Origin of the sequence: Bacillus sp. FSL W8-1127, assembly GCF_038006725.1 — a bacterium.
Classification (GTDB): domain Bacteria; phylum Bacillota; class Bacilli; order Bacillales; family DSM-4216; genus Bacillus_O; species Bacillus_O smithii.
Window position 1 is genome coordinate 1,016,904 of sequence record NZ_JBBOVU010000001.1, and the last position, 20,814, is coordinate 1,037,717.

At 38.0% G+C, this 20,814-nt stretch carries 14 protein-coding genes and 2 pseudogenes; 11 read left to right on the forward strand and 5 right to left on the reverse strand.

Features of this window, described 5'->3' with window-relative positions; genetic code table 11:
- Window positions 1-215: 215 nt before the first annotated feature.
- From NST12_RS04880 to NST12_RS04895, 4 genes are all read left to right on the forward strand, one after another.
- Window positions 216-956 carry an ABC transporter ATP-binding protein gene (locus NST12_RS04880; protein ID WP_445662338.1) on the forward strand — a complete coding sequence of 247 codons (741 nt, stop codon included), beginning with the start codon at window positions 216-218 and terminating at the stop codon, window positions 954-956.
- A gap of 62 nt (window positions 957-1,018) precedes the next feature.
- Window positions 1,019-2,011: an aliphatic sulfonate ABC transporter substrate-binding protein gene (locus tag NST12_RS04885; RefSeq protein WP_341100444.1), complete on the forward strand. Its 993-nt coding sequence runs from the start codon at window positions 1,019-1,021 to the stop codon at window positions 2,009-2,011.
- Between the two features lie 13 nt (window positions 2,012-2,024).
- Window positions 2,025-2,819 (forward strand): ABC transporter permease, encoded by a 795-nt coding sequence (locus NST12_RS04890; RefSeq protein ID WP_341100446.1) that lies wholly within the window; start codon window positions 2,025-2,027, stop codon window positions 2,817-2,819.
- Entirely contained in the window at window positions 2,819-4,303 is a 1,485-nt protein-coding gene (locus tag NST12_RS04895; protein WP_341100448.1) for a 4-hydroxyphenylacetate 3-hydroxylase family protein, read from the forward strand. The genes NST12_RS04890 and NST12_RS04895 overlap by 1 nt, the downstream gene beginning before the upstream one ends.
- 479 nt (window positions 4,304-4,782) lie before the next feature.
- Here the strand turns inward: NST12_RS04895 and NST12_RS04900 are convergent, their stop codons facing one another.
- Both NST12_RS04900 and NST12_RS04905 read right to left on the reverse strand, forming a co-directional pair.
- Window positions 4,783-5,127, reverse strand: coding sequence for a hypothetical protein (locus NST12_RS04900; protein WP_048622924.1), 345 nt, complete (start codon window positions 5,125-5,127; stop codon window positions 4,783-4,785).
- An 11-nt stretch (window positions 5,128-5,138) separates the two neighbouring features.
- The gene (locus NST12_RS04905; RefSeq protein ID WP_053083221.1) at window positions 5,139-5,603 is read right to left on the reverse strand and encodes a DUF4879 domain-containing protein; all 465 of its coding nucleotides are present in this window, start codon (window positions 5,601-5,603) and stop codon (window positions 5,139-5,141) included.
- A 1,142-nt stretch (window positions 5,604-6,745) separates the two neighbouring features.
- Between NST12_RS04905 and NST12_RS04910 the strand changes: the two genes are divergently transcribed.
- The 3 genes from NST12_RS04910 (at window position 6,746) to NST12_RS04920 (ending at window position 8,659) form a co-directional block, all read left to right on the forward strand.
- Entirely contained in the window at window positions 6,746-7,069 is a 324-nt protein-coding gene (locus NST12_RS04910) for an IDEAL domain-containing protein (RefSeq protein ID WP_341100452.1), read from the forward strand.
- A gap of 345 nt (window positions 7,070-7,414) precedes the next feature.
- Complete coding sequence (locus NST12_RS04915; protein WP_048622927.1) at window positions 7,415-7,945, forward strand: GNAT family N-acetyltransferase; 531 nt, start codon at window positions 7,415-7,417, stop codon at window positions 7,943-7,945.
- 129 nt (window positions 7,946-8,074) lie between these two features.
- Window positions 8,075-8,659 carry a transposase gene (locus NST12_RS04920; RefSeq protein WP_061778487.1) on the forward strand — a complete coding sequence of 195 codons (585 nt, stop codon included), beginning with the start codon at window positions 8,075-8,077 and terminating at the stop codon, window positions 8,657-8,659.
- 163 nt (window positions 8,660-8,822) lie between these two features.
- On the opposite strand, the gene NST12_RS04925 is transcribed toward NST12_RS04920, so the two are convergent.
- A complete protein-coding gene (locus NST12_RS04925) occupies window positions 8,823-9,482 on the reverse strand; it encodes a cupin domain-containing protein (protein WP_048622928.1) in 660 nt (219 codons plus the stop codon).
- Window positions 9,483-10,423: 941 nt separating this feature from the next.
- Between NST12_RS04925 and NST12_RS04930 the strand changes: the two genes are divergently transcribed.
- The gene (locus NST12_RS04930) at window positions 10,424-11,119 is read left to right on the forward strand and encodes a Type 1 glutamine amidotransferase-like domain-containing protein (protein ID WP_341028821.1); all 696 of its coding nucleotides are present in this window, start codon (window positions 10,424-10,426) and stop codon (window positions 11,117-11,119) included.
- 261 nt (window positions 11,120-11,380) lie between these two features.
- On the opposite strand, the pseudogene NST12_RS04935 reads toward NST12_RS04930, so the two are convergent.
- Window positions 11,381-12,775 (reverse strand): annotated as a pseudogene (locus tag NST12_RS04935) (APC family permease).
- 827 nt (window positions 12,776-13,602) lie between these two features.
- Window positions 13,603-14,018: pseudogene (gene psiE / locus NST12_RS04940) on the reverse strand (phosphate-starvation-inducible protein PsiE).
- Between the two features lie 1,778 nt (window positions 14,019-15,796).
- On the opposite strand from psiE, the gene NST12_RS04950 reads away from it, so the two are divergent.
- The 3 genes from NST12_RS04950 (at window position 15,797) to NST12_RS04960 (ending at window position 19,571) form a co-directional block, all read left to right on the forward strand.
- A complete protein-coding gene (locus tag NST12_RS04950; protein ID WP_341028823.1) occupies window positions 15,797-17,302 on the forward strand; it encodes a malate:quinone oxidoreductase in 1,506 nt (501 codons plus the stop codon).
- A gap of 142 nt (window positions 17,303-17,444) precedes the next feature.
- Entirely contained in the window at window positions 17,445-18,806 is a 1,362-nt protein-coding gene (locus NST12_RS04955) for an IS1182 family transposase (protein WP_003354354.1), read from the forward strand.
- Between the two features lie 366 nt (window positions 18,807-19,172).
- Complete coding sequence (locus NST12_RS04960; RefSeq protein ID WP_003354187.1) at window positions 19,173-19,571, forward strand: GNAT family N-acetyltransferase; 399 nt, start codon at window positions 19,173-19,175, stop codon at window positions 19,569-19,571.
- The last annotated feature ends 1,243 nt before the right edge of the window (window positions 19,572-20,814 follow it).

Below are 20,814 nucleotides of genomic sequence, written 5' to 3' on the forward strand. Positions count from 1 at the left end.
GGATGGATGCGGCTGGGATTGCATTTGTAAGTGCTCCATTATACAAAGAAGGGAGCACTTCTGCGGTATTTTCTAAATCCTTGATAAACAGCAGCGGGATGACGGAATATTTAGACGGACAAATCTACATCACCATAATTATGAATATTCGTAAAATTGGTTATTGATATAGGGAGGAATGAGGATTGGGGGTAGGGTCAATAGGTTTCCATTTAATGGTCAAAGAGGTCAGCAAGCGATTTAATAATGTCCAAGTATTGAATCATTTAAATTTGGAAATCGAACCTGGGGAATTTGTTGCTATTATTGGGCGCAGCGGCTGCGGCAAAAGCACTCTGTTGCGTCTTCTTGCTGGACTTGATGTTCCGACAGAAGGGGAAGTGCTTCTTGACAATAAAAGAGTCAAAGGAGTTCATCCCGATACGCGAATACTTTTTCAAGATGCTAGATTGCTTCCTTGGAAAAGAGTGATAGCGAATGTACAAATCGGTGCAAGAAACGGAGACAAGGACAGAGCAGAGGAAGCACTACAGCTCGTGGGGTTGGAACATAAAGCGAAAGAATGGCCCGGCATATTATCCGGCGGACAGCGCCAGCGTGTCGCTCTTGCGAGGGCGTTGGCGGGTAATCCGCGTCTCCTGTTATTGGATGAACCACTTAGCGCATTAGATGCTCTGACACGTATTGAAATGCAAGAATTGATTGAACGAATTTGGCAGGAACAACGATTTTCTGCCGTTTTGGTCACACACGACGTCAGCGAGGCTTTCGCTTTGGCAGATCGTATCGTCTTGATCGAAAATGGGGCTATCTCTCTTGATATACCGGTAGATTTACCCCGTCCGAGAGAAAGAAATACGGGCTTTGCCTATTATGAAAAGCTCATTCTGGATCGTCTTATGGGAAAAGTGACTAAAGAGACTTTAGAATCTCCGTTTATGTTCTCTTCCAAATAATAGTTTATAAATGTTGAATATTTTTTATTCTAATTCAATCCATTGAAAGAGGGATCTTTCCGATGATCTCAAAAACGTATAAAATGGCCGTTATGATTTTCGTTATGACGGTGGTATGGATTCTTGATGGCTGTAGTCACTCCGTTTCCCAAGAATCCGAAGTGAAAACTGTCAAACTTGATTATGCTTACTACAATCCGGTGAGTCTAGTTCTGAAAGAAAAGAAATGGTTGGAAGACGATTTGAAAAAGGATGGAATCGGAGTTGAATGGATTTTTAGCGCCGGTAGTAATAAATCGCTGGAGCTTTTAAATAGCAGGAGCATTGACTTTGGTTCGACATCTGGAGCCTCGGCTCTGCTTGGAAGGGCAAATGGAAACCCAATCAAATCGATTTATGTTTTTTCTAAGCCAGAGTGGACACCTTTAGTTGTTCGTTCCGATTCTCCTATAAAAAAAGTAAAAGATTTGAAAGGTAAAAAGATAGCTGTTACGCGAGGAACGGACCCTTACATATTTTTGCTGCGGGCATTGGGTACTGCTGGATTGAGCGAAAAAAATGTAGAAATCGTGCAACTTCAACACCCCGATGGTAAAACGGCCTTAGAAAAAGGGGATGTAGACGCATGGGCAGGACTCGATCCGTATATGGCGCAAACAGAGATAGAGAAACGCTCAAAATTGTTTTTCCGCCACCCGGATTGGAATACGTACGGATTTCTTAATGCAAGGGAAGAGTTTGCAAAAGACCATCCCGAGATTGTGAAAAAAGTGCTTAAAGCTTATGAAAAGGCTAGAAAATGGGCATTAGAAAATCCGGACGAGTTTGAGAAATTAGTGGCAGCAGAAAGTAAACAAAGTGATAAAGTCGCCTCAAAAGTGATCCACCGAACAGATTTGACCAATCCGGTCATTGGGGAGGTCCACAAACGGACCATAGAAGCGTCGGGAGAAGTGTTATTGAAAAGCGGTGCAATGGATAAATCCGTCGATATTAAGAAAACGGCCGACAATTTAATTGATCCGGAGTATATCGAAAACATCAACAAGAAGTAAAGGAGGAAAGCGGTTGCGTCAATGGAAGAAACATTTCTTTATCACAGGTATGGGGCTGATCATTCCAATATTCATCATCATCTTGTGGCAATCCCTTTCTATTAACGGTTTGATTCCCCCTAATATTATGCCTTCTCCCTTGAAGATTGTTTTCACCATCGTAGATTTGTTTCGGGGAGGAGAGCTCATGGAACACGTCGGAATTACACTATATCGGGTAAGCGTGGGATTTTTGCTTGGAACGGCTATTGCTTTATTGTTTGGGGTATTGAACGGATATTTTCGTACGTTTCGGTATTTGTTGGATCCACTTATCCAAGCCTTGCGAAATATCCCTTCCTTGGCTTGGGTACCGTTATTTCTTTTATGGATGGGCATAAGCGAGACTTCCAAAATATCCTTGATTGCTTTAGGTGTTTTTTTCCCGGTTTATCTTAATTTAGTGTCTGGTATTCAAGGAGTGGACCGACGTTTACTGGAAGTAGGATTGGTGCACGGTTATCATGGCTGGAGATTGATTCGTCATTTTTTTCTGCCTGCGGCTCTGCCTTCGTTCATTGTAGGACTGAGAAGTGGACTTGGATTAGGATGGATGTTTGTTGTAGCGGCGGAGATCATGGGGGCAAGTAAGGGATTAGGCTTTCTTATGATGGATGGTCAAACGACAGGGCGACCAGCTATTATCGTGGCCAGCATTTTATTGTTTGCTTTGTTTGGAAAATGCACCGATTATTTCTTGGAGCTGGTAGGACGTCGAATTCTTGCTTGGCAAGACAGCTACCAATCCTTGGAAAGGGGAAACGTTTAATGAATAAGAATAGCATGATAAACAAGACACGTGGCAAAAAATATTTGGACAGTTTGAAAGATGGAAGGAACGTGTGGCTGAATGGGAGCATCGTGGAGGATGTCACTGCGCACCCCGCCTTTACGGGAACGCTGTCTACCATCGAGCGGTTGTTCAATATGCTCGATCATCCGGAAGAGAAGCAATTGGTCGGCTTTCAACCGCCTGGTTCAGACACATATGTCCATAGTTCATTTCTTGTACCTCGAAATCAAGACGATTTGCGGAAGAGAAGCATCGCTTTTAAATATTGGGCGGATGAAACGCATGGAGTGATGAGCCGTCTTTCGGAATACGCCCGCTCACTCGTAACCGGGTGGTATGCTGCCAGAGAGCAGCTGGCCCAGTTGGATCCGCAGTTTGCATATAAGATTGCGGATTATTACGAGAAGGCACGGTACAATGATTTGTTTGTAGCCAATGCATTGCTCGATCCACAGGTCGACCGTTCCAAAGGATTGGAAGATTTCGATGCGGCCGATCGCATTCTGCATATCGTTAAAGAAACGGAGGACGGTTTGATCTTAAGGGGTGCCAAGATGATAGCCACCGCCGCTCCTTATTCACACGATTTTCTTATATTCCCTTTTCATAAAATCAAAGAGGAATATGCGAAACATGCACATGCCTTGATCGTTCCCGCCAATTCGCCGGGACTGCATATCGTATGCCGGGAACCGTTCACTTCTGATCGTGAACAAGATCATCTTTTGAGCGCTTCTTTCGACGAAATGGATGCTGTATTATTTTTTGACGACGTTCTAGTTCCTTGGGAAAGAGTGCTCATTCACGGGAATGCGGAAGCAGTATGGAAGTTTCGGATGAATCGGACCGCTAATTCTCTCGCTTTTCATCAAACGGTCGTGAGGCTGTTAAGCAAACTTGAGTTTGTGACCGGTGTCGCCATCGCCATTGCAGAAGCGATTGGGGTTTCCGGATATTTGCATATTCAAGAAAAATTGGGGGAACTCATTACTCAAGTCGAAACGATTCATTCGCTGTTGGTTGCCTCGGAGGCGCAAGCTGAAAGGGACGAGACCGGCACGTTTATTCCTGCTCTTAAACCAATTGATACGGCGCGCATTCTAGGATCTCAATACTATCCGCGTGCGATCGAAATTTTACAGCAAATCGGTGCGGGGGGCTTCGTTCAAGTTCCGTCTACATTGGAAGAAATAAACGGGCCCATTTCAGAATTAATGCATAAATATTTTGCCGGAGCAACGGTGGGAGCCGAAGAAAAAGTCAAACTGTTTAAGCTGGCTTGGGACTTGTTTGGGAGCCAATTGGGTTCCAGACACGAATTATACGAAAGATATTATGCAGGAGATCCTGTAAGAGCCTTGGCCAATATATATACGAATGCGGAAAAACAGCAATATACAAAGCCGGTTTGGGAGTTTTTGCAAAGTAAGTCTCGCGTCAAAAATGGATCACGATCATGAGAACGGGCTGATGCACTAAAAGCTCTCCGAAGGAAGTTTCGCTTTATCCCGCACATAAGGGAGAGTAAGCTCCCCCGCAGGATGGAGAGAATCAAGAAAAGTCTGAGAGGAGCGACTCTCTCTAAATGCCCGATTAGCTCAACTAACCTTCAGGAGGATAAGACACCTCCTGAAGGAAGTTTCGCTTTATCCCGCATAAGGGAGAGTAAGCTCCCCCGCAGGATGGAAAGAATCAAGAAAAGTCTGAGAGGAGCGACTCTCCCTAGGCGTTTTCCTTTTTTATGAACATAAGTACAAGTACTGTAGTTGTTAAAAAAGAAAAGCCCCTAGTAAGGGCAATTTCGTGAAATGAACATTCATTACAGACCAGCATTTTCTGATATGTGATGTCATTTCCAATAATGAAAGCTTTTTTCTAATTGATTTTTGCATCACCAATGTCTAATGGCTATTATATAGCAAAAAAATGTAAATTCCTCTTATGCTTTTGTATCGATTTTATTTATTAAAGTTTCATCCTTGTCGACAAGGCCTAATTGAAATGCCTTGGATATAATATCTTTTACTTTTAATGTAAATTCAGGGTCTTTACTATAATTCATTTGTATTTGAAGCGCATCTTTATGAAATTTAGACATTTCTCCGGCGTTTTCCTTGTTTACAACTTTATTTTCATTCAAAAGTTCGTTAAATTGCTCAAAAGAAATATCCTTCGATTTTCCACCGACAAATTCAGTTCCATCCTTTATGCTTTTTTGAAATTCAGCAAATAATGTCAATCGAGTATAGGCAGCAAAATTCGGGTCATTTGGTTTGATTTGCATTTTTTTACCCCCTATTTATTAACTGTAATGAATAGATTATCATAAATTGTATTATTAGGTGGATAATAATTATTTGCTGATACAGTAAAGGTACCCGATGAAACTGCCGAAAGTGGGATACCTATATATTTTATGGTCCCTATAACGATATTGTTTGAATCCGTTACATAATCATCTGGTAATGCCTGGAATGTACTAGATGTGATATTATTACCGTTGTTATATATTCTTAATGTACCAGCTTGAATGGTTCCTTCAACATAGACTGCAATATATCCATTTTCGCCACTCATCGGTATACTCGCAGACTGTTGGTTAAAACCAATTTTTTCCCAATTTCCATTTTCTCCGTCTGATGTTACCCCAATAAATTGAATGTTTGTTAACGCTGGGGCTGGAGCTGCATGTGCTGTTCCACTAAACATAAATGGAATAGCTAGTAAACTTACTAAGAATACGGATAGTACCTTTTTCATAAATATTTCCTCCCCTTTATAGTTTTTCCAACAACCAACTATAATTATTTTATACGAAAAATTTAAAAAATTGAACCTTTTGTACTAAAAAAAGGGAAAAAGTACTATATTTATGTTTTGTTAATTCTTTGAAAAGTTAATCTCTAATAATTCCAATAAAAGCTCATGAAGGGCCGCATCCATATGTTTAATAGAGTTGTAGTTTGCAAAGTTTTGGATAACAGTTTTTGATTCTAACACCATACTGGCAGGAAAAAGTCTTTTATATTCATTTCATTCGGATATGAATGGAACTACGTTGTTAGTCCGTTCTGCCCACTATCCGCTTTCCTGAATGCCATATCTTTTTTGATCCATGATTTTATTTACGGATCCATAAAAATTGGGCTCAATTTGTCAATCCACTAACAAAACCAATCCATTTTCAAGTTCCTCTTTCATCAGAAATTTTTTTATCATTTATACAATCTTTCCCTTTTCTGAAAACAACAACAGGTTAAAAAATAACACGATGAACGCGGCTAGGTGGGGGTTCCTAAGGTCTTAAGGCAAGTATAAAAAGCAGACAGTCACAACGACACAAACATCAAACATTTCATAAACATAAACTAAATAAATCAAAAAGAATTCTACTGCTTCAGATTTAAATGTCTTTACTCAGCTGGTGAAATGGGACAATTCAAACGGTTTTTTTGCTGAAGAGGAGGTTGGAATCGAAAATTCCGGGTTTGTTGCGTATTTAAGAAACAAAATCACTATTTTGAAATTAGAAAAGCTCCTTTGTCCAAAACGTGATTCGGGACTGGAACGTTTTGTCGTTTTTGATGTTTTCTTTATGGACGAGCTTAAAGCCAAAATAATGACGAAACCATAAAACGGCTACTTTTAGTGAGAATTTATTTAGCTGTACTTGTAAAGAGACTACATCTGCAAAATGAAATGGTGGTTTGTAAGTTCGAATATCAATGTGTGTTGTCGTGATGAGTATTTTTTTGAAAAGCGAGAGTAAATGTAAGTAGTTACATTTATTGTTGGCGATGGGTGTTACGGAAGAGCGTATCGGAGTGATTTAGGATCTGGATTATTTAGAAGTGAGGCATTGCTTTAGATGGTGAGAATGAAAACTGAATGAGGGGAAGAGAATGGATCATGGTACGATAGGAGATTGGGTGAAGGTGCGTTTATCTGAATATGATGTGATCGGTTATGTAGTGTGGATTTTTGATTATTCAGTGGAAATTCAAAAAACGATTTGTGTCCGAAATGGTGAAATAGAGCCAATCGAAAAGCGACTGGGAACCTATTCGCTATATGAAATAAACCTTATTCCGGATATGATTCACCCTGAAGATTTAAAAGAATTGATTGATATGGCATTAGATCAACATGACCGGCAATGGTTCGAGGAACTAATGAAGAAGAAAAACAGGACTCTAACAAAACTGTACAAGCAGACGAGACCATGAATAGGATGAAAGAAATGACTCCTTCCTTAAAAGTTAATTTTTAAAAAAAGCGAAATTGCTTAAAAAAGCGCCCTTATTCTTCCATTGAGTAAGGGCTTTTTGTCCATTGTGAGGCGCGTCTACATTTAATGTAATGTATGGATAAATAGATTCTCCTAATGATCTTTGTACAAGGCAAAGAGTTTATATAGAAAAGGAATTATAGCAAAGATTGTCGAACTGATAGGGAAAGGCGGCAGTTGCTGAAAGACAAAAAAACGCATGGGGAGAGTTAGTGAATAAGAAATCCTTAATCGTCTCTAGATGTTAAGGATAATAAATTAGTTGAAGGGGGAGAGCGGTGTAATGATTGAACTTGAATATTTTGAACGTCCAGATTTTAATCAGCTGATTCGTTGGATTGATTCACCGGAATTTTTACTTCAGTGGGGAGGACCTCAATTTGATTACCCGCTGAACGAAAGTCAATTAGAAAAGTACATTGAGAATGCAAATCGTGATACCTCTGATACTTTGGTTTATAAAGTGATACATAAAGAAACAGGGAATGTGATCGGCCATATTTCTCTGGGGAAAATAGACAGGAAAAATAAATCAGCAAGAATAGGGAAAGTTTTAGTGGGAGAAAAAAATTTAAGAGGTCAAGGGATAGGTTCATTGATGGTAAAAGAACTATTGAAAATAGCATTTGAAGAACTAAAATTGCATAGAGTTAGTCTTGGCGTATTTGACTTTAATAAATCTGCGATCGCTTGTTATGAAAAGGTTGGTTTTAAAAAAGAAGGATTGCTCAGAGATTGCAGAAAAACAGGAAATGATTATTGGAGCTTATGGGAGATGAGCATTTTAGAACAGGAGTGGTTTGATCAAAAATGAATTCTTGATGCACACTGTGAAGGAAGAGCTGGACTTCCATCTGTGGTGCGGGATTAGCAGCAGAATTAGGTTGTAACTCAACTTTCGCAGTGAAAAATTTATGAATAATCCTTGATTTGATAGGTTTCTTTGGGTATCTCATATTCACTTGACACTGAAAAAATTCGTCTAAAAAACAAAAAGACACCTCTTTCTTTTGGTAAACTATTGGTGACCAAACCAAAAAAACCAAAGAAAGAAAGGTGTCACCATTATGATAACGAAAAAAGTGAATGGCTAGCCATTTTGAGTACAGATACCACGCTGTCTAATGAAGAAATCGTTCGAATCTATGGGATGCGTTGGGACATTGAAACCTTTTTTAAATTCAGTAAATCGTTTTTACATTTAGCCAAAGAGTTTCAAGGTCGTTCCTATGACATGATGATTAGCCATACTACCATTGTCTTCACTCGGTATATCTTGATTGCTTGGCAACTTCGGAAAGAAGAGGATCCGAAGACCATGGGCAACTTATTCTTGTTTCTATGTGACGAAGTAAAGGAGATGGACTTTAAAACGGCTTTACTACAATTGATTTCTCTTTTCCAAACTTTGGCTGAAGCTAAGGTTTATTTGAGTATGGACATTTTTCAGTGTCAACTGTCTAATTGGATTACTTCTTTACCTCGTTATATCAAGGACTGTCTCCATATTTCTGTGTGCGAAAGTTGAGGTTGTAACTAATTAATAGATGTTTACTTATAAAACAAACATTTTAATCATTAAAGTGGTCAAACCGGAAAAATATTAGAAAATTCTACAGAACAGGGAGAAATTTGCTTCCCCCTTAAATCCATACGGATAAAAAGCATGAATCGGGAATTCCGTTGGTGCTTCAATATTCGTTGTGTCCCGAATGATGAGGCTGCTGATATGGTTGATAGTATGGATAATGAGAGGAATGACGGATTTCGTTCTGGCTATGATGGGCCAATCTAGTTTGTTCCTTTTGATATTGCTCGCGATGACAGTTTTTGTATGGTCCTATAAAGGTATTGGGTTGAATAGGAGCGATCGTTTTTTTCCAATCATTTTCATTGAGGCAGTAGGTGTGGGCTATGATATTTGGTGGGGTAAATTTCAAAAGATCTGAACCTAAAATCACTTCAGGAGTCGGTGCGTTAAATATGGCTAGAAGATGTGTATGATCTTTCGTCGCTACTTCGTAATGCCACCATCCTTGTGGAACATTGGCCACTTGGCCTGGTTTTATGGGATAGTTATGGATTTGTTTGGTAAATGGATTGAATAAGGAAACGACGGCAGCTCCTGAAATACAATAAACCAGCTCTGCCGCATTTTGATGATAATGTGGCTCGATCACATTATTTTTGCTTAAGAAAATATCCAATAAAGAAATATTTTCTAATGTGTTTAACTGTTCGATCCCTAATACATTGATAAAGTTGTGTTTATCTTTTGTGAACGCATTGCTTTTGTTTACATCGAAAGTGAATTGAGTGTGAGGTGATGTGTAATCCATATACAAAACCATGGTTCATTCATCCTTTTATTTGAATATTGTGATTACAAACTAATTTATGTCAATGTGTATTAAGCAGTGCGTGTACCTATCATGATGGAAGAACTCAAAAAGTTTGCAACACAGCACTTGATGATACGAAACTCAGTAATCATTAAATGAAAAGGCACCGATATAAAATCGGTGCCCAAAAGTGGCTGTGTTGGCAGAGCTTTGAATTTTTACCAATCAAAGCCCGAGAAGAATGATATCAGTTTTGGTTTATTAATGTCGATGATAAAATAATGGTTTTATTTACAAATATTGTATTATATCCAAAAAATAAAAACGCCAAGATCTTTTCCGACATGCCAGAATCGTCTTGCCTTAGGGAAAATCTTGTATAGATATTGATGAAGTTGTCCTTATTTAAAATGCAAATTTTATCGTAAAGGATAGGCGGGTAAGATAGTTTCGATACCGCCACATGGGTGCGAAAAACGCGTTGGCAGTGCGGAAAGCTAGAGCATATGTCTAAGATCGTGGATCGTTTTTTTTTTTTTTCACTTATGAGATATTATGAAAATGCCCTACTACAAAAAGAAGGCAGTTTGCTGCATTAATAGCAGCATTTATTAGGGTAACCAGGGTCAACAACCACATTTCTTGTAACAGGCCTGTAAATATGTTTAGGTACATTGACGATGTTGTATCTATTGACATTTACGACTGGATGAATGTAGGGCACTTGGCGAGGGACAAAATGATCTCGGACACGATGTATTGGCGGACACACAATAGGTCTAGGACGATGATGCATCTATGAAACACCTTCTAATGTTTGTAGTATATTACATGCAAAAGCAAGTCCTTTTGAAACGACAGTTATCATGAGAAAAAGGTACAATTTTATAGAAGATATCCATTTCGCTAATATCTAGTTTGATGACGAAAGATTCGTAGAGAAAGGAATTTTGTATTTTTACGGTATTGTCGAAAAAGATGGTGATTTAGTGATTAGGTATTTATTAAGCAAGATCGATTTTCATCATCATTTTGATGAAAAACTGGCTGATTTCATGAAAAGAGATATAAAAGAAGAGAAAATAGTATTCATTCCAACATCACCTGATGAAAAGATAACCACTCAAAAATATGTTGAAGAAACTTTACGGTTTTTTGAAAAAGCCCAAATTCATTTTAAAAAATCAGTCACTTTATACAGTGATATGGATCCAGAAGCAATGTCAAAAGAAATAAAGGGTGCTTCAGTTCTATATTTAATGGGTGGAAATACCTTGCGGCAGTATAATTTTATCGTTCATCACAATCTTCAATCCGTTTTAAAAGAATTTAAAGGAGTCGTAATCGGAATCAGTGCTGGTGCCATAAATATGTGCAGAAAAGCAATCCTTACACCTATCCATGAAGTAGAAGAAGTGCACCTATATAATGGTCTCGATTTAGTAAGTTTCAGTGTCGAGGTCCATTTCGAACACAGCAATAAAATCTACGAACAAATGGTTTTAAATATTGCTGGAAAGATTGATAACGAATTATATTGCATTTCGGATTTCTCTGCCATTAGGTTGGACGATCATAATCATATGTCCATTATTGGAAGCGGAGTTTATAAAGTTTCGGGGAATGAGATATTAAAATTGTCATAACTAAAACACGGTATAAAATATATAGAAAGATGATTCGACGATAGAGATTCTTTGTCATAGTAGGTTCAACTGGCGAGCATTTAAATCCGTGTTTTCTATGATGATCAATGGCCGAATGGGAAGGAAGAGTTCGCTCATTCAAAAAGGAGATGATTGAAAACATCATCTCCTTTTACAGTGTTCTCTATGAAGGAAAGATCTATTTTATTTCATAATGGAGCATGAATATGCAATATCATGCAAATAAATGGAAGTTGGATATTAACTCGCTTTTTTCAAGACTTCCTTTTTTTCTTTTCTTCCGATTCGATAAAACCAAAAACCTAAAGCGGCAAAGAATATAGGTCCTACTATAAGCGGTGCATATTGTGATACGGTCGTGTCCGGAGCGGGAATCAAAGTTAATATGATGGTTCCTGTAACGGAAATCAATCCAATGCCTGCAACCACATAAGCTAATGCATTTTTCTTTATTTTGAACGGTCTGACTGTTGCCTGGTCCGTCTTGCGCAATTTGATATAAGCACAAATTAAAAAGAGATAAGGAATAAAGAAGGCAAGAGTGGCCATAAGGACCAGCATGTTCAAAGCTTTCGATATAGTCGGAACAAAACCGGAAAGCACTAATATAACGGATACGCCTGCAGCTTGCCAAAGAATCAGGTTGGCGGGCATATCTGTTTTATTCATTTTTGTTAGAAATGGGGGCAGAATCGCTTTTCCGCTGTTATAGAACATGACGCTCGGATTCAAAATTAAAAAAGACAATGCACCCATCGTTGAAATGGCAAAACAAATCCCAAGCATTTGCGATAATGAAAACGGTAAATGGAACTATTTTGTCATTTGATCCGCAAATAAGAATAAAGCCGTCGCCGTTTGATCCGGTTTGATGTTAAACACAAATTGAAAAGCGATGGTCCCAAGAATATAGATTCCTCCAATGATGACTGAAGAAATCAAAATGGCTTTTGGAAATGTTTTTTGCGGATTTTTTACGTCGCCAGCGATGGTACCCAGCATTTCCATTCCTGCAAAGGCGAACATCAATGTTGACAAAAACATCACTGTATCTAATGAAAGATGATTAGGCGTCATCGTCCGTACTGAAAATTCTGTTGCTGAATGATGTCCGCTTAAAATACTGGCGAATCCAAAGCCGAAAATTAAGATGACTGGCACAATTAATCCAAGCGGGGTTCCGATGGCCGCCAATTTCTCGCTCATTCGGGTGCCACGCAATGTCAATAACGTAATAACCCAGAAAATAGTTAGGGATATCACTGTTGTTAATATTTTGTTATGGATCATTTGCTGTTGATTGATGGCATAAGCAATATTCACGATGATTCCAAGTAATAGGGATGGATAATAAGTGAAATTTGCCACCCAATAAAACCAACTGCATAAAAAGCTTGCTTTTTGGCCAAAAGCACGGTTTACCCACGCACTCACTCCACCTTGTTCGGGATAGGTTGTCGCCAACTCCGCCACGATTAAACTAATCGGAATAAAGAATAAGAACGCGGCTAAGACCCAAAATATGATAGCAGACGGTCCAACCGTAGCCGCAAAAGGAATATTTTTTAAACCTAATATGGTATTTGTACTGATGATCGTTAAACCCAATACACCGATCTTCTTTTTTTCTGTCATTGCTGTTTACCCTTTCTTAGTGATTCATGTAATAGATACGATTAATAATACATAGGGTAGAATAATTATGCAACTCATTTTATTAAAATAATATTTTTTCATCAATTATAATTATTTTGTTAATTTTGTTTTTTAGTAGGATGTTCTTTATTATAAAGCCCTCAATTTTCATAAACTCACCGGCAGTCTTGTGTTTATTTACACTCCGTTCAGAAAAAAGTTAAATAAAGATTTTCCCAACAGTGGACAAAATGATTAGAATCGTATCTTGATACAATTTCAACATTTACGAGGTCAATAGATTGCCCTTGATATGAATAGTCAACTATTGTGCTTTAAAAGCGTGATCCATCTGTCTTTCATTGATAAGCATGAAATGCTGTTGCGTAAAGTAAAAAGGGCCGAAAAATCACAAAAGCGTTCCGTCAAAACGGAACGCTTAAATCAGCTTTAACTGACATGACTAAGAAAAAAGCTGATGCAATGCTTATTTTCATTTCTACTGAATCTTTCATTCATGTGTATAGGATGTCAGAGGAGAGGGTGTGGCTATGAGATCGTTATGTGAAATTATTCACAAAAATGAACAGGTTTAGTTGTGTAGTTGAGTTGTTACAGGGGAATGCCGCCACTAAAGCGGATGAATGGACAAGAAAGCCATCATTCTGTTTATAGTGTGAAAGCTAAACTTAGTGATCTTAAAAACACGGTCGATTTTCTGATCCAACAAGGCAGGAATTCATTCTCCATCCAAATAAAACTTTTCAAATAGTTCGATTGGCTTGCGGTTAAAAGATTATAAGAGTGTCATCTCCCTATCAATCACTTCAATCCGTTTTTCTTTTAGAATTAATAATATAGTAACTGATCACTAAAGCTAAAATAGATAAAGTGTACAAAAATGTATTCATGGGATTTTCATGACATACAATGATCAAGCGTATCATGGCAGTAATGCCAATATATACAAAGTAGCGCAACGGGAAGTGATAATTCCCTTGGAAATTTTTATAATCATCGAAATGAATTCGAAATACAAGAAGAATATCAGGAAGCGTTCAAGAAGATGATAGTGGATTTCAACTCCTTGATTAAAGACGACAAAACGAATAGAATAAACGATCTCCTTACCAAGCAAAAAACATAAAACAACGGCAAGTAAAATCAATGCTATATTTAGGATAGCTTGAAAAATTGCCGGGATCGTCGAATTGGAATATTTTTTTGGATTTAATTGTCTCATTTATACACCTCCAACATAACATTTTTGCTGTTGCCTAAATCATTATGATATGTAATCCATCTTTGTGGACCTGCTTCACTTTTTCATCCTGGATAGTCAAAGTTGAAAGATTTGATTACACTGTTGCAACTCGTGATTTGTACTCCGCATTTTTTGGAATGGATAGCGTTCTTTTCCCCTTTTTTCGATTGCAAGGTAAAAAACTTAACATACATATCCCTCCTTTTTTAATGTAAGAATGATATAAGGAGAATCCTGTTTTATCTATCTAATATGAAGAGTGTTTTCTCCTTAATAAATGACGATCGAAATAAAAAGGATTGCTGCTGACTGGGTATGTTTCAATTATCTTAGTTTTTTCCATATTATTTAAAACACTTAATTCATTTTGGAGTATAGCTCAATGTGTAGAATTGCTTCTAGCGGGAGCATTTATCCGTCTAAAAGCAGATGAATATAGACCGAATTTCGATTGGGAGACAGAACAAAAATTATGGAGTGACTTTAAGAAATATTTTATTGTTTCCCTCTGTTTTTGCCAGCAATAGTTGGAACTTTTTTTTCTCTAATATCCATCCCGATCCTGACGATATTCATTTGGTATCTGCTAAACAAGCAAGAAGGTGGTTTTTTTGAATGAAATGCAATTAGATAACGGGGTTTATTATTTATGTCCTTCTAGATGTTAATTGTTTATTTGGTTACAAGAGAGAAAGAATCAATAAAAGGGAGCATTGATTTTTATGAATATATGCTGATTCTTCAATGGAATTCTTTGGATATTATCCCCGCGACAATACGGATTGCGGTTATTTTTTCAGACCCTGATGCTCGAGAAGGATCAGTTCTCCTAATAGGAATGCAATAAATTGGAAAATGATGAACTGATGATTGAACCGCTTTGTACGGTTCGGTTTCCAATGGACGGGGTTGATGGTAAAATATTTTTGGAAAATAAGCGATTTTTTTCTTTGCACCTGTTAGAAGAAAAACTCTGTCAACCCCAATAAAGGCTGGATTAAAACGGATTCATAATTTACAAAGATGTTGATGGCGCAGCTATAAAGATATGAAATAGAAGAAATATTATATTGATGGAATTGCTGCTTCAAAAAACATATCGGACGGACCAAGAAGGCGTTGGTTTCAATATGCGGCAAGCAGCTTGGTTCCTTTGCGGCATATCGGTGTAGCTTTGACAGCGACACGCCAATTTATGAAAGCGGGTACAAAACGTGGGCGAAAAAAGAACATCTCGTTGGAAGAATACAAGAAACACTCTAAATACGGCTTTAATCGAATCAGATTGCGAAAGGGTTGTTCTTTGTTATCCTCGAAAAGCTACCAATTGCTCGAAAGCTTAATAAATTGGTATCGAAAAACCTGCTGTCGGAAAAGAGATCATTTTTCATGTGCAAAATAAACCAGTATAGCGCAATTAAGGAACTACAAGAATGTCGGTTCAATGGTAACAGCACACCAAAACTCAGCCTATGAATAAAGCTGGTTTAAAGCCTTGGTTTTTGTGTTTCCCGGTGCCTTGCTTATCGCTTCTTAGCGGCAACACAGTATGTCACCATTGAAATTTACCAGCTTTTAAATAGGTTATAACTAATCATATAATTGTAAATAAATATTTTAATCTTTTGATAATAGTGATACACTATAATTGGTTATATTTGATCCAGAAAAGATGTGTGACACGGCTGCTTTATGGCTTGTTGTGAGCGCATACATCTTTTCTGTAAATCTTAGGGTATAAGGACGGGACTTTAAATATGAGTAACAGACATACTACAACAGACGTTATCTTAATTGGTGCAGGCATCATGAGTGCGACGTTGGGAACGCTGCTGAAAGAATTAGCACCGGATTGGGAAGTTACAGTTTTTGAGAAGCTCGACAAGGCAGGTGAGGAAAGCTCTAACGAATGGAATAATGCGGGAACAGGACATTCTGCATTGTGCGAGTTGAACTACACTGTCGAAAAACCGGATGGATCCATAGATATCAGCAAGGCTATCAGAATTAATGAGCAGTTTCAGGTTTCAAAACAATTTTGGTCTTATCTTGTAAAAAACAATCTAATTCGTAATCCTCAGGACTTCATCCGGCCATTGCCACATATCAGTTTCGTACAAGGGGAACAAAACGTACAGTTTTTGAAAAAACGTTTTGAAGCATTGTCCGGCAATCCTCTGTTTCAAGGGATGGAATTTTCCGATGATCCGGGAAAACTGAAGGAATGGATTCCACTTATGATGAAAGACCGGACAATCAATAAACCGATAGCGGCAACAAGAATCGAATCCGGAACAGACGTCAACTTTGGCGCATTAACGCGTATGTTGTTTGACCACTTAAAGAATCAAGGCGTCGATATCCACTACAAACATAAAGTCCAAGATATTAAACGTACCAGCGACGGATTATGGGAATTGAAAGTAAAAAATCTCGATAGCGGTACTGTCGAACTCCATACTGCAAAATTCCTCTTTATCGGCGCCGGCGGCGGAAGTCTGCCTTTACTGCAAAAAACCGGCATTCCTGAAAGTAAGCATATTGGAGGATTTCCGGTAAGCGGATTATTCCTGGTATGTAACAATCCGGAGGTTGTAGCGCAGCATCATGCAAAAGTATACGGCAAAGCTGCAATTGGTGCTCCTCCAATGTCTGTTCCGCATCTTGATACACGATATATCGACAACAAAAAATCATTGCTCTTTGGACCGTTTGCCGGCTTTTCGCCAAAATTCTTAAAAACCGGTTCAAATCTGGATTTATTTGCTTCCGTAAAACCGCATAATCTCGTAACGATGTTGGCGTCAGGCATCAAAAATATGTCATTGGTAAAATACCTGATCCAACAACTTATGTTATCGAAAGAAAAGCGTATTCAAGAGTTGCGAGAGTTTGTCCCGAACGCCAAAAGCGAAGATTGGGATATTGTAGTAGCGGGTCAACGTGTACAAGTGATCAAAGATACGGAGACCGGCGGCAAAGGAACGCTTCAATTTGGTACAGAAGTTGTTAGCGCCGCTGATGGTTCGGTCGCTGCATTGCTCGGTGCTTCTCCGGGTGCTTCTACTGCCGTTCACGTTATGCTTGATGTGATCAAAAGATGCTTCCCGCAACATCTAAATGCGTGGGAACCGAAAATAAAAGAAATGATTCCTTCTTACGGCGTGTCACTATTGCAAAACCCAGAACTTATTCATGAAATTCATGCATATACAGCGCGGACGCTTGCATTAGAGGAAAAAAAACAAGCAAATCCGGCATAACCGAAAAACCCGTATGTGAAAGGAAGCATCCATTTTAGCAAATGGAGGCTTCCTCAGACTGTCGACAAATCCGAAAAAACCGGATTTGCCGACAGTCTTTTTTTGTATAATTAAGATACCGTAATGAATTGAGGTGGATGAAGTGCTAACAAAAAATACACAGATGAATCGTGATCAAATAGAAATGATAGCTTTAGACCAACTTGTACCTGCAGATCATTTGGTTCGTAAAATCGACGCTGCTATTGATTTTTCATTTATCTATTCGCTTGTTCAAGACATGTATTCATCGGAAAGAGGTCGACCAAGTATTGATCCAGTTGTATTGATTAAAATGGCTTTCATCCAATATACCTTCGGTATTCGTTCCATGCGAAAAACTATAGAGGAAATCGAAACGAATCTGGCTTACCGTTGGTTTCTTGGATTTGGTTTTTATGATAAGGTACCTCACTTTTCAACGTTTGGGAAAAACTACGAGCGACGCTTTAAGGATACAGACTTATTTGAACAGATATTCTATCGCATTTTGAAAGAAGCTGCAGATAAGAAGCTGATAAGCAGTGAGCATGTCTTTATTGATTCTACTCATGTCAAAGCGAGTGCGAATAAGCATAAATTTGTGAAGAAAGTGGTTCGAAAAGAAACGAAAGCCTATCAAGCACGTCTACAAGATGAGATAAATGCTGATCGAGAAGCACATGGAAAAAAGCCATTTCCTCCAGATAAATTTGGGAAAGAAGAATATAAAGAAATAAAAGAAAGTACCACTGATCCGGAAAGTGGTTACTACGTAAAAGACGAGCGAACAAAACAGTTTGCTTACTCATTCCATGCTGCTGCGGATCGAAATGGCTTTGTTTTGGGGGCTATTGTAACGCCAGGGAATATTCATGACAGTTCCGTATTGGAGCCACTTCTTGAAAAAGTCATAGAAAAACATGGAAAACCGGTTGTAGTTGCTGCTGACGCTGGATATAAAACTCCCGCCGTTGCCCAATACATATTTGAAAATGATATGACCCCTGCTTTACCTTATACTCGCCCTCGTACAAAGGATGGTTATTTCAAAAAACATGAGTATGTTTACGATGAATACTACGATTGTTATCTTTGTCCGCAAGGACAAGTGTTAAAATATGCAACTACGACGAAGGAAGGCTATCGTCAATATTTTTCTGATCCAGTCCAGTGTAAAGATTGTCCATTCCTTTCGAAGTGCACCCAAAGTAAGGAGCATAAAAAACTGATTCAGCGACATGTATGGGAATTTTATTTAGAGGAAGCTGATCATCTTCGGCATACACAAGAGAATAAGAGCATTTATGCAAGACGGAAAGAAACCATTGAACGTGTTTTTGCTGATGCAAAGGAAAAGCATGGTATGCGTTGGACAACCTTAAGAGGTCTAAAAAAATTGTCCATGCAGGCGATGCTAACTTTTGCTGCAATGAATTTGAAAAAGATGGCTTGCTGGACATGGAAAAGTCCAGCAATAACATAAAATAGACCCCTGGAGGGGTCTATTCCAAACATTTGAAAGCATAAAAGTGACAAAAGGCATCCGAAAGCGCACATTCGGATGCCTTTTGTCTACACTCTGAGGAAGCATCCATTTTAGCAAATGGAGGCTTCCTTTCGTTTTTTCAAGTACCTTGATTGGTTTAGTCGACAGAAGTCAATTGATGACAGAAGAAGGGGTTAATAGGTAACTTAACGATGTAACTAGTGGGCAAGAAAAGGATTTTGCAATCAGTATTGATCGCAGCTTGAAAAAAATAATACAACAAAAGAAAGGTATAATGAAAAATCGGCTTGATTCTAACTGCTTGAATATTCCGTATAATGCTGTCTAAGGGGGTATATTTAAATGGAAATAGTTTATAAATACAATGAACCGGTAAAAGCGGAAGACGTTATACAAGTATTTAGGAATAGTGGCATCACTCGCCCGATTGGCCAAAAAGAGCGGATTCAGAAGATGTTGGATCACGCCAATCTTATTCTGACGGCTTGGGACCATAATAGATTGGTTGGAATAGCCCGCGCATTAACGGATTTCAGTTATTGTTGCTACCTCTCTGATTTGGCTGTCGATAAAGATTATCAAAAAAGAGGGATTGGCAAGGAACTCATAGAGAGGATAAGGAAAATTATCGGTGAAGAGGTCGCCCTCATCCTGTTATCGGCACCAAGTGCAATGGATTATTATCCAAAAGTTGGTTTTGATAAGGTTGATAATGGTTTTATTATTCGCCGTAAGCGTTGATGGCTGTGATTTTGTTTGTAAAAATCCACAAGATCATTTAATACGGCTTTATCAAAAATAAAAGCTGATTTATTCAGCCCGACAGCCCGAAGCTGCACCTTGAAAAGCTTTATGTCATCCAGTCAACTACAAAAAAGAGGGCGCTCGATAGTGCACCCAACGGATTGACATTAGAGCCTTTCATTCATTCAATATTATGATCTGGATTAAAAGTAATCTAAGTTTATAAGTGTTGATTTTTTAATGAACAAAAAGAATTGACCTAAATTACGGTCAGTTCTTTTTTCATAATAGATTTAATTACTTTTCTTTTTTATTAGGTAACTGGTAAACAAAGAAGTATAGTATTTCCACTATTATCCCAAGTGCGAATTAGAATATGGCTATGTACAAGACGCCTAGATTGCTTGCTGACAACTTCTCGGAGAACAGTGTGTAAATAGCGGCAAATAACCAACATAAAGTGAATGTGAAAGCATATTTAACAACTGTAGATAAGAACTTATTTTTAATTTCATTTAAATTTTTAGACAATAGTTCTGCAACGAGAAAAAACGCGGTCACATAACCGATAAAATTCAGGGTGAACCATAAATTTTTTATGAATCCTCCATTTTCAATGTTCACTTCAGGAAGGGAATTTAAAAATTTCAAACCAAAGAAAAAGATTGAAACCGGTATTGATAAAATGACTAGACAAAGGATTGCGACAAGTATAAGGGCAATTATGGCATCGCTATAGTATTATCTCTTTTTGCTCATTTTAGGATCCCTATCCTACAAATAGTTACAGTATTGTAATTATTATACATCTCATTTATGGTATAATAAAGTAATTACTAGAATTATATTCCATCTTTCAGTTTTGACGGGATTGTTGATGAAAACAATTAACAATCTTCATTTTTGAACAGAAACTATTATATTGAAAAATGGAAACCTTGGATTTTAACCTACTTGTTCATTATCAATCGTAGATTATTAGCCATGACAGGGTGGGGCTGCTGGTTCGAGACCAATCGGAATCATTATGAAACCCTATTACTTTGTGTATTCGTTAATAAAATCCTGGTTGTTGAGATATTTCGTACAAAAGTGGAAGCTATTTTTGTGTTGTTTCTTTTTCCTTTTGTGTCAAGCAATTCTCTAGACAAAAATGATTTTCTCCATGTTTTTGAATACTTTGCCATTTTCACAATACCTCTTCTTTAGCACTTGCTCCCTTTCGTATAGTTGTCACTTA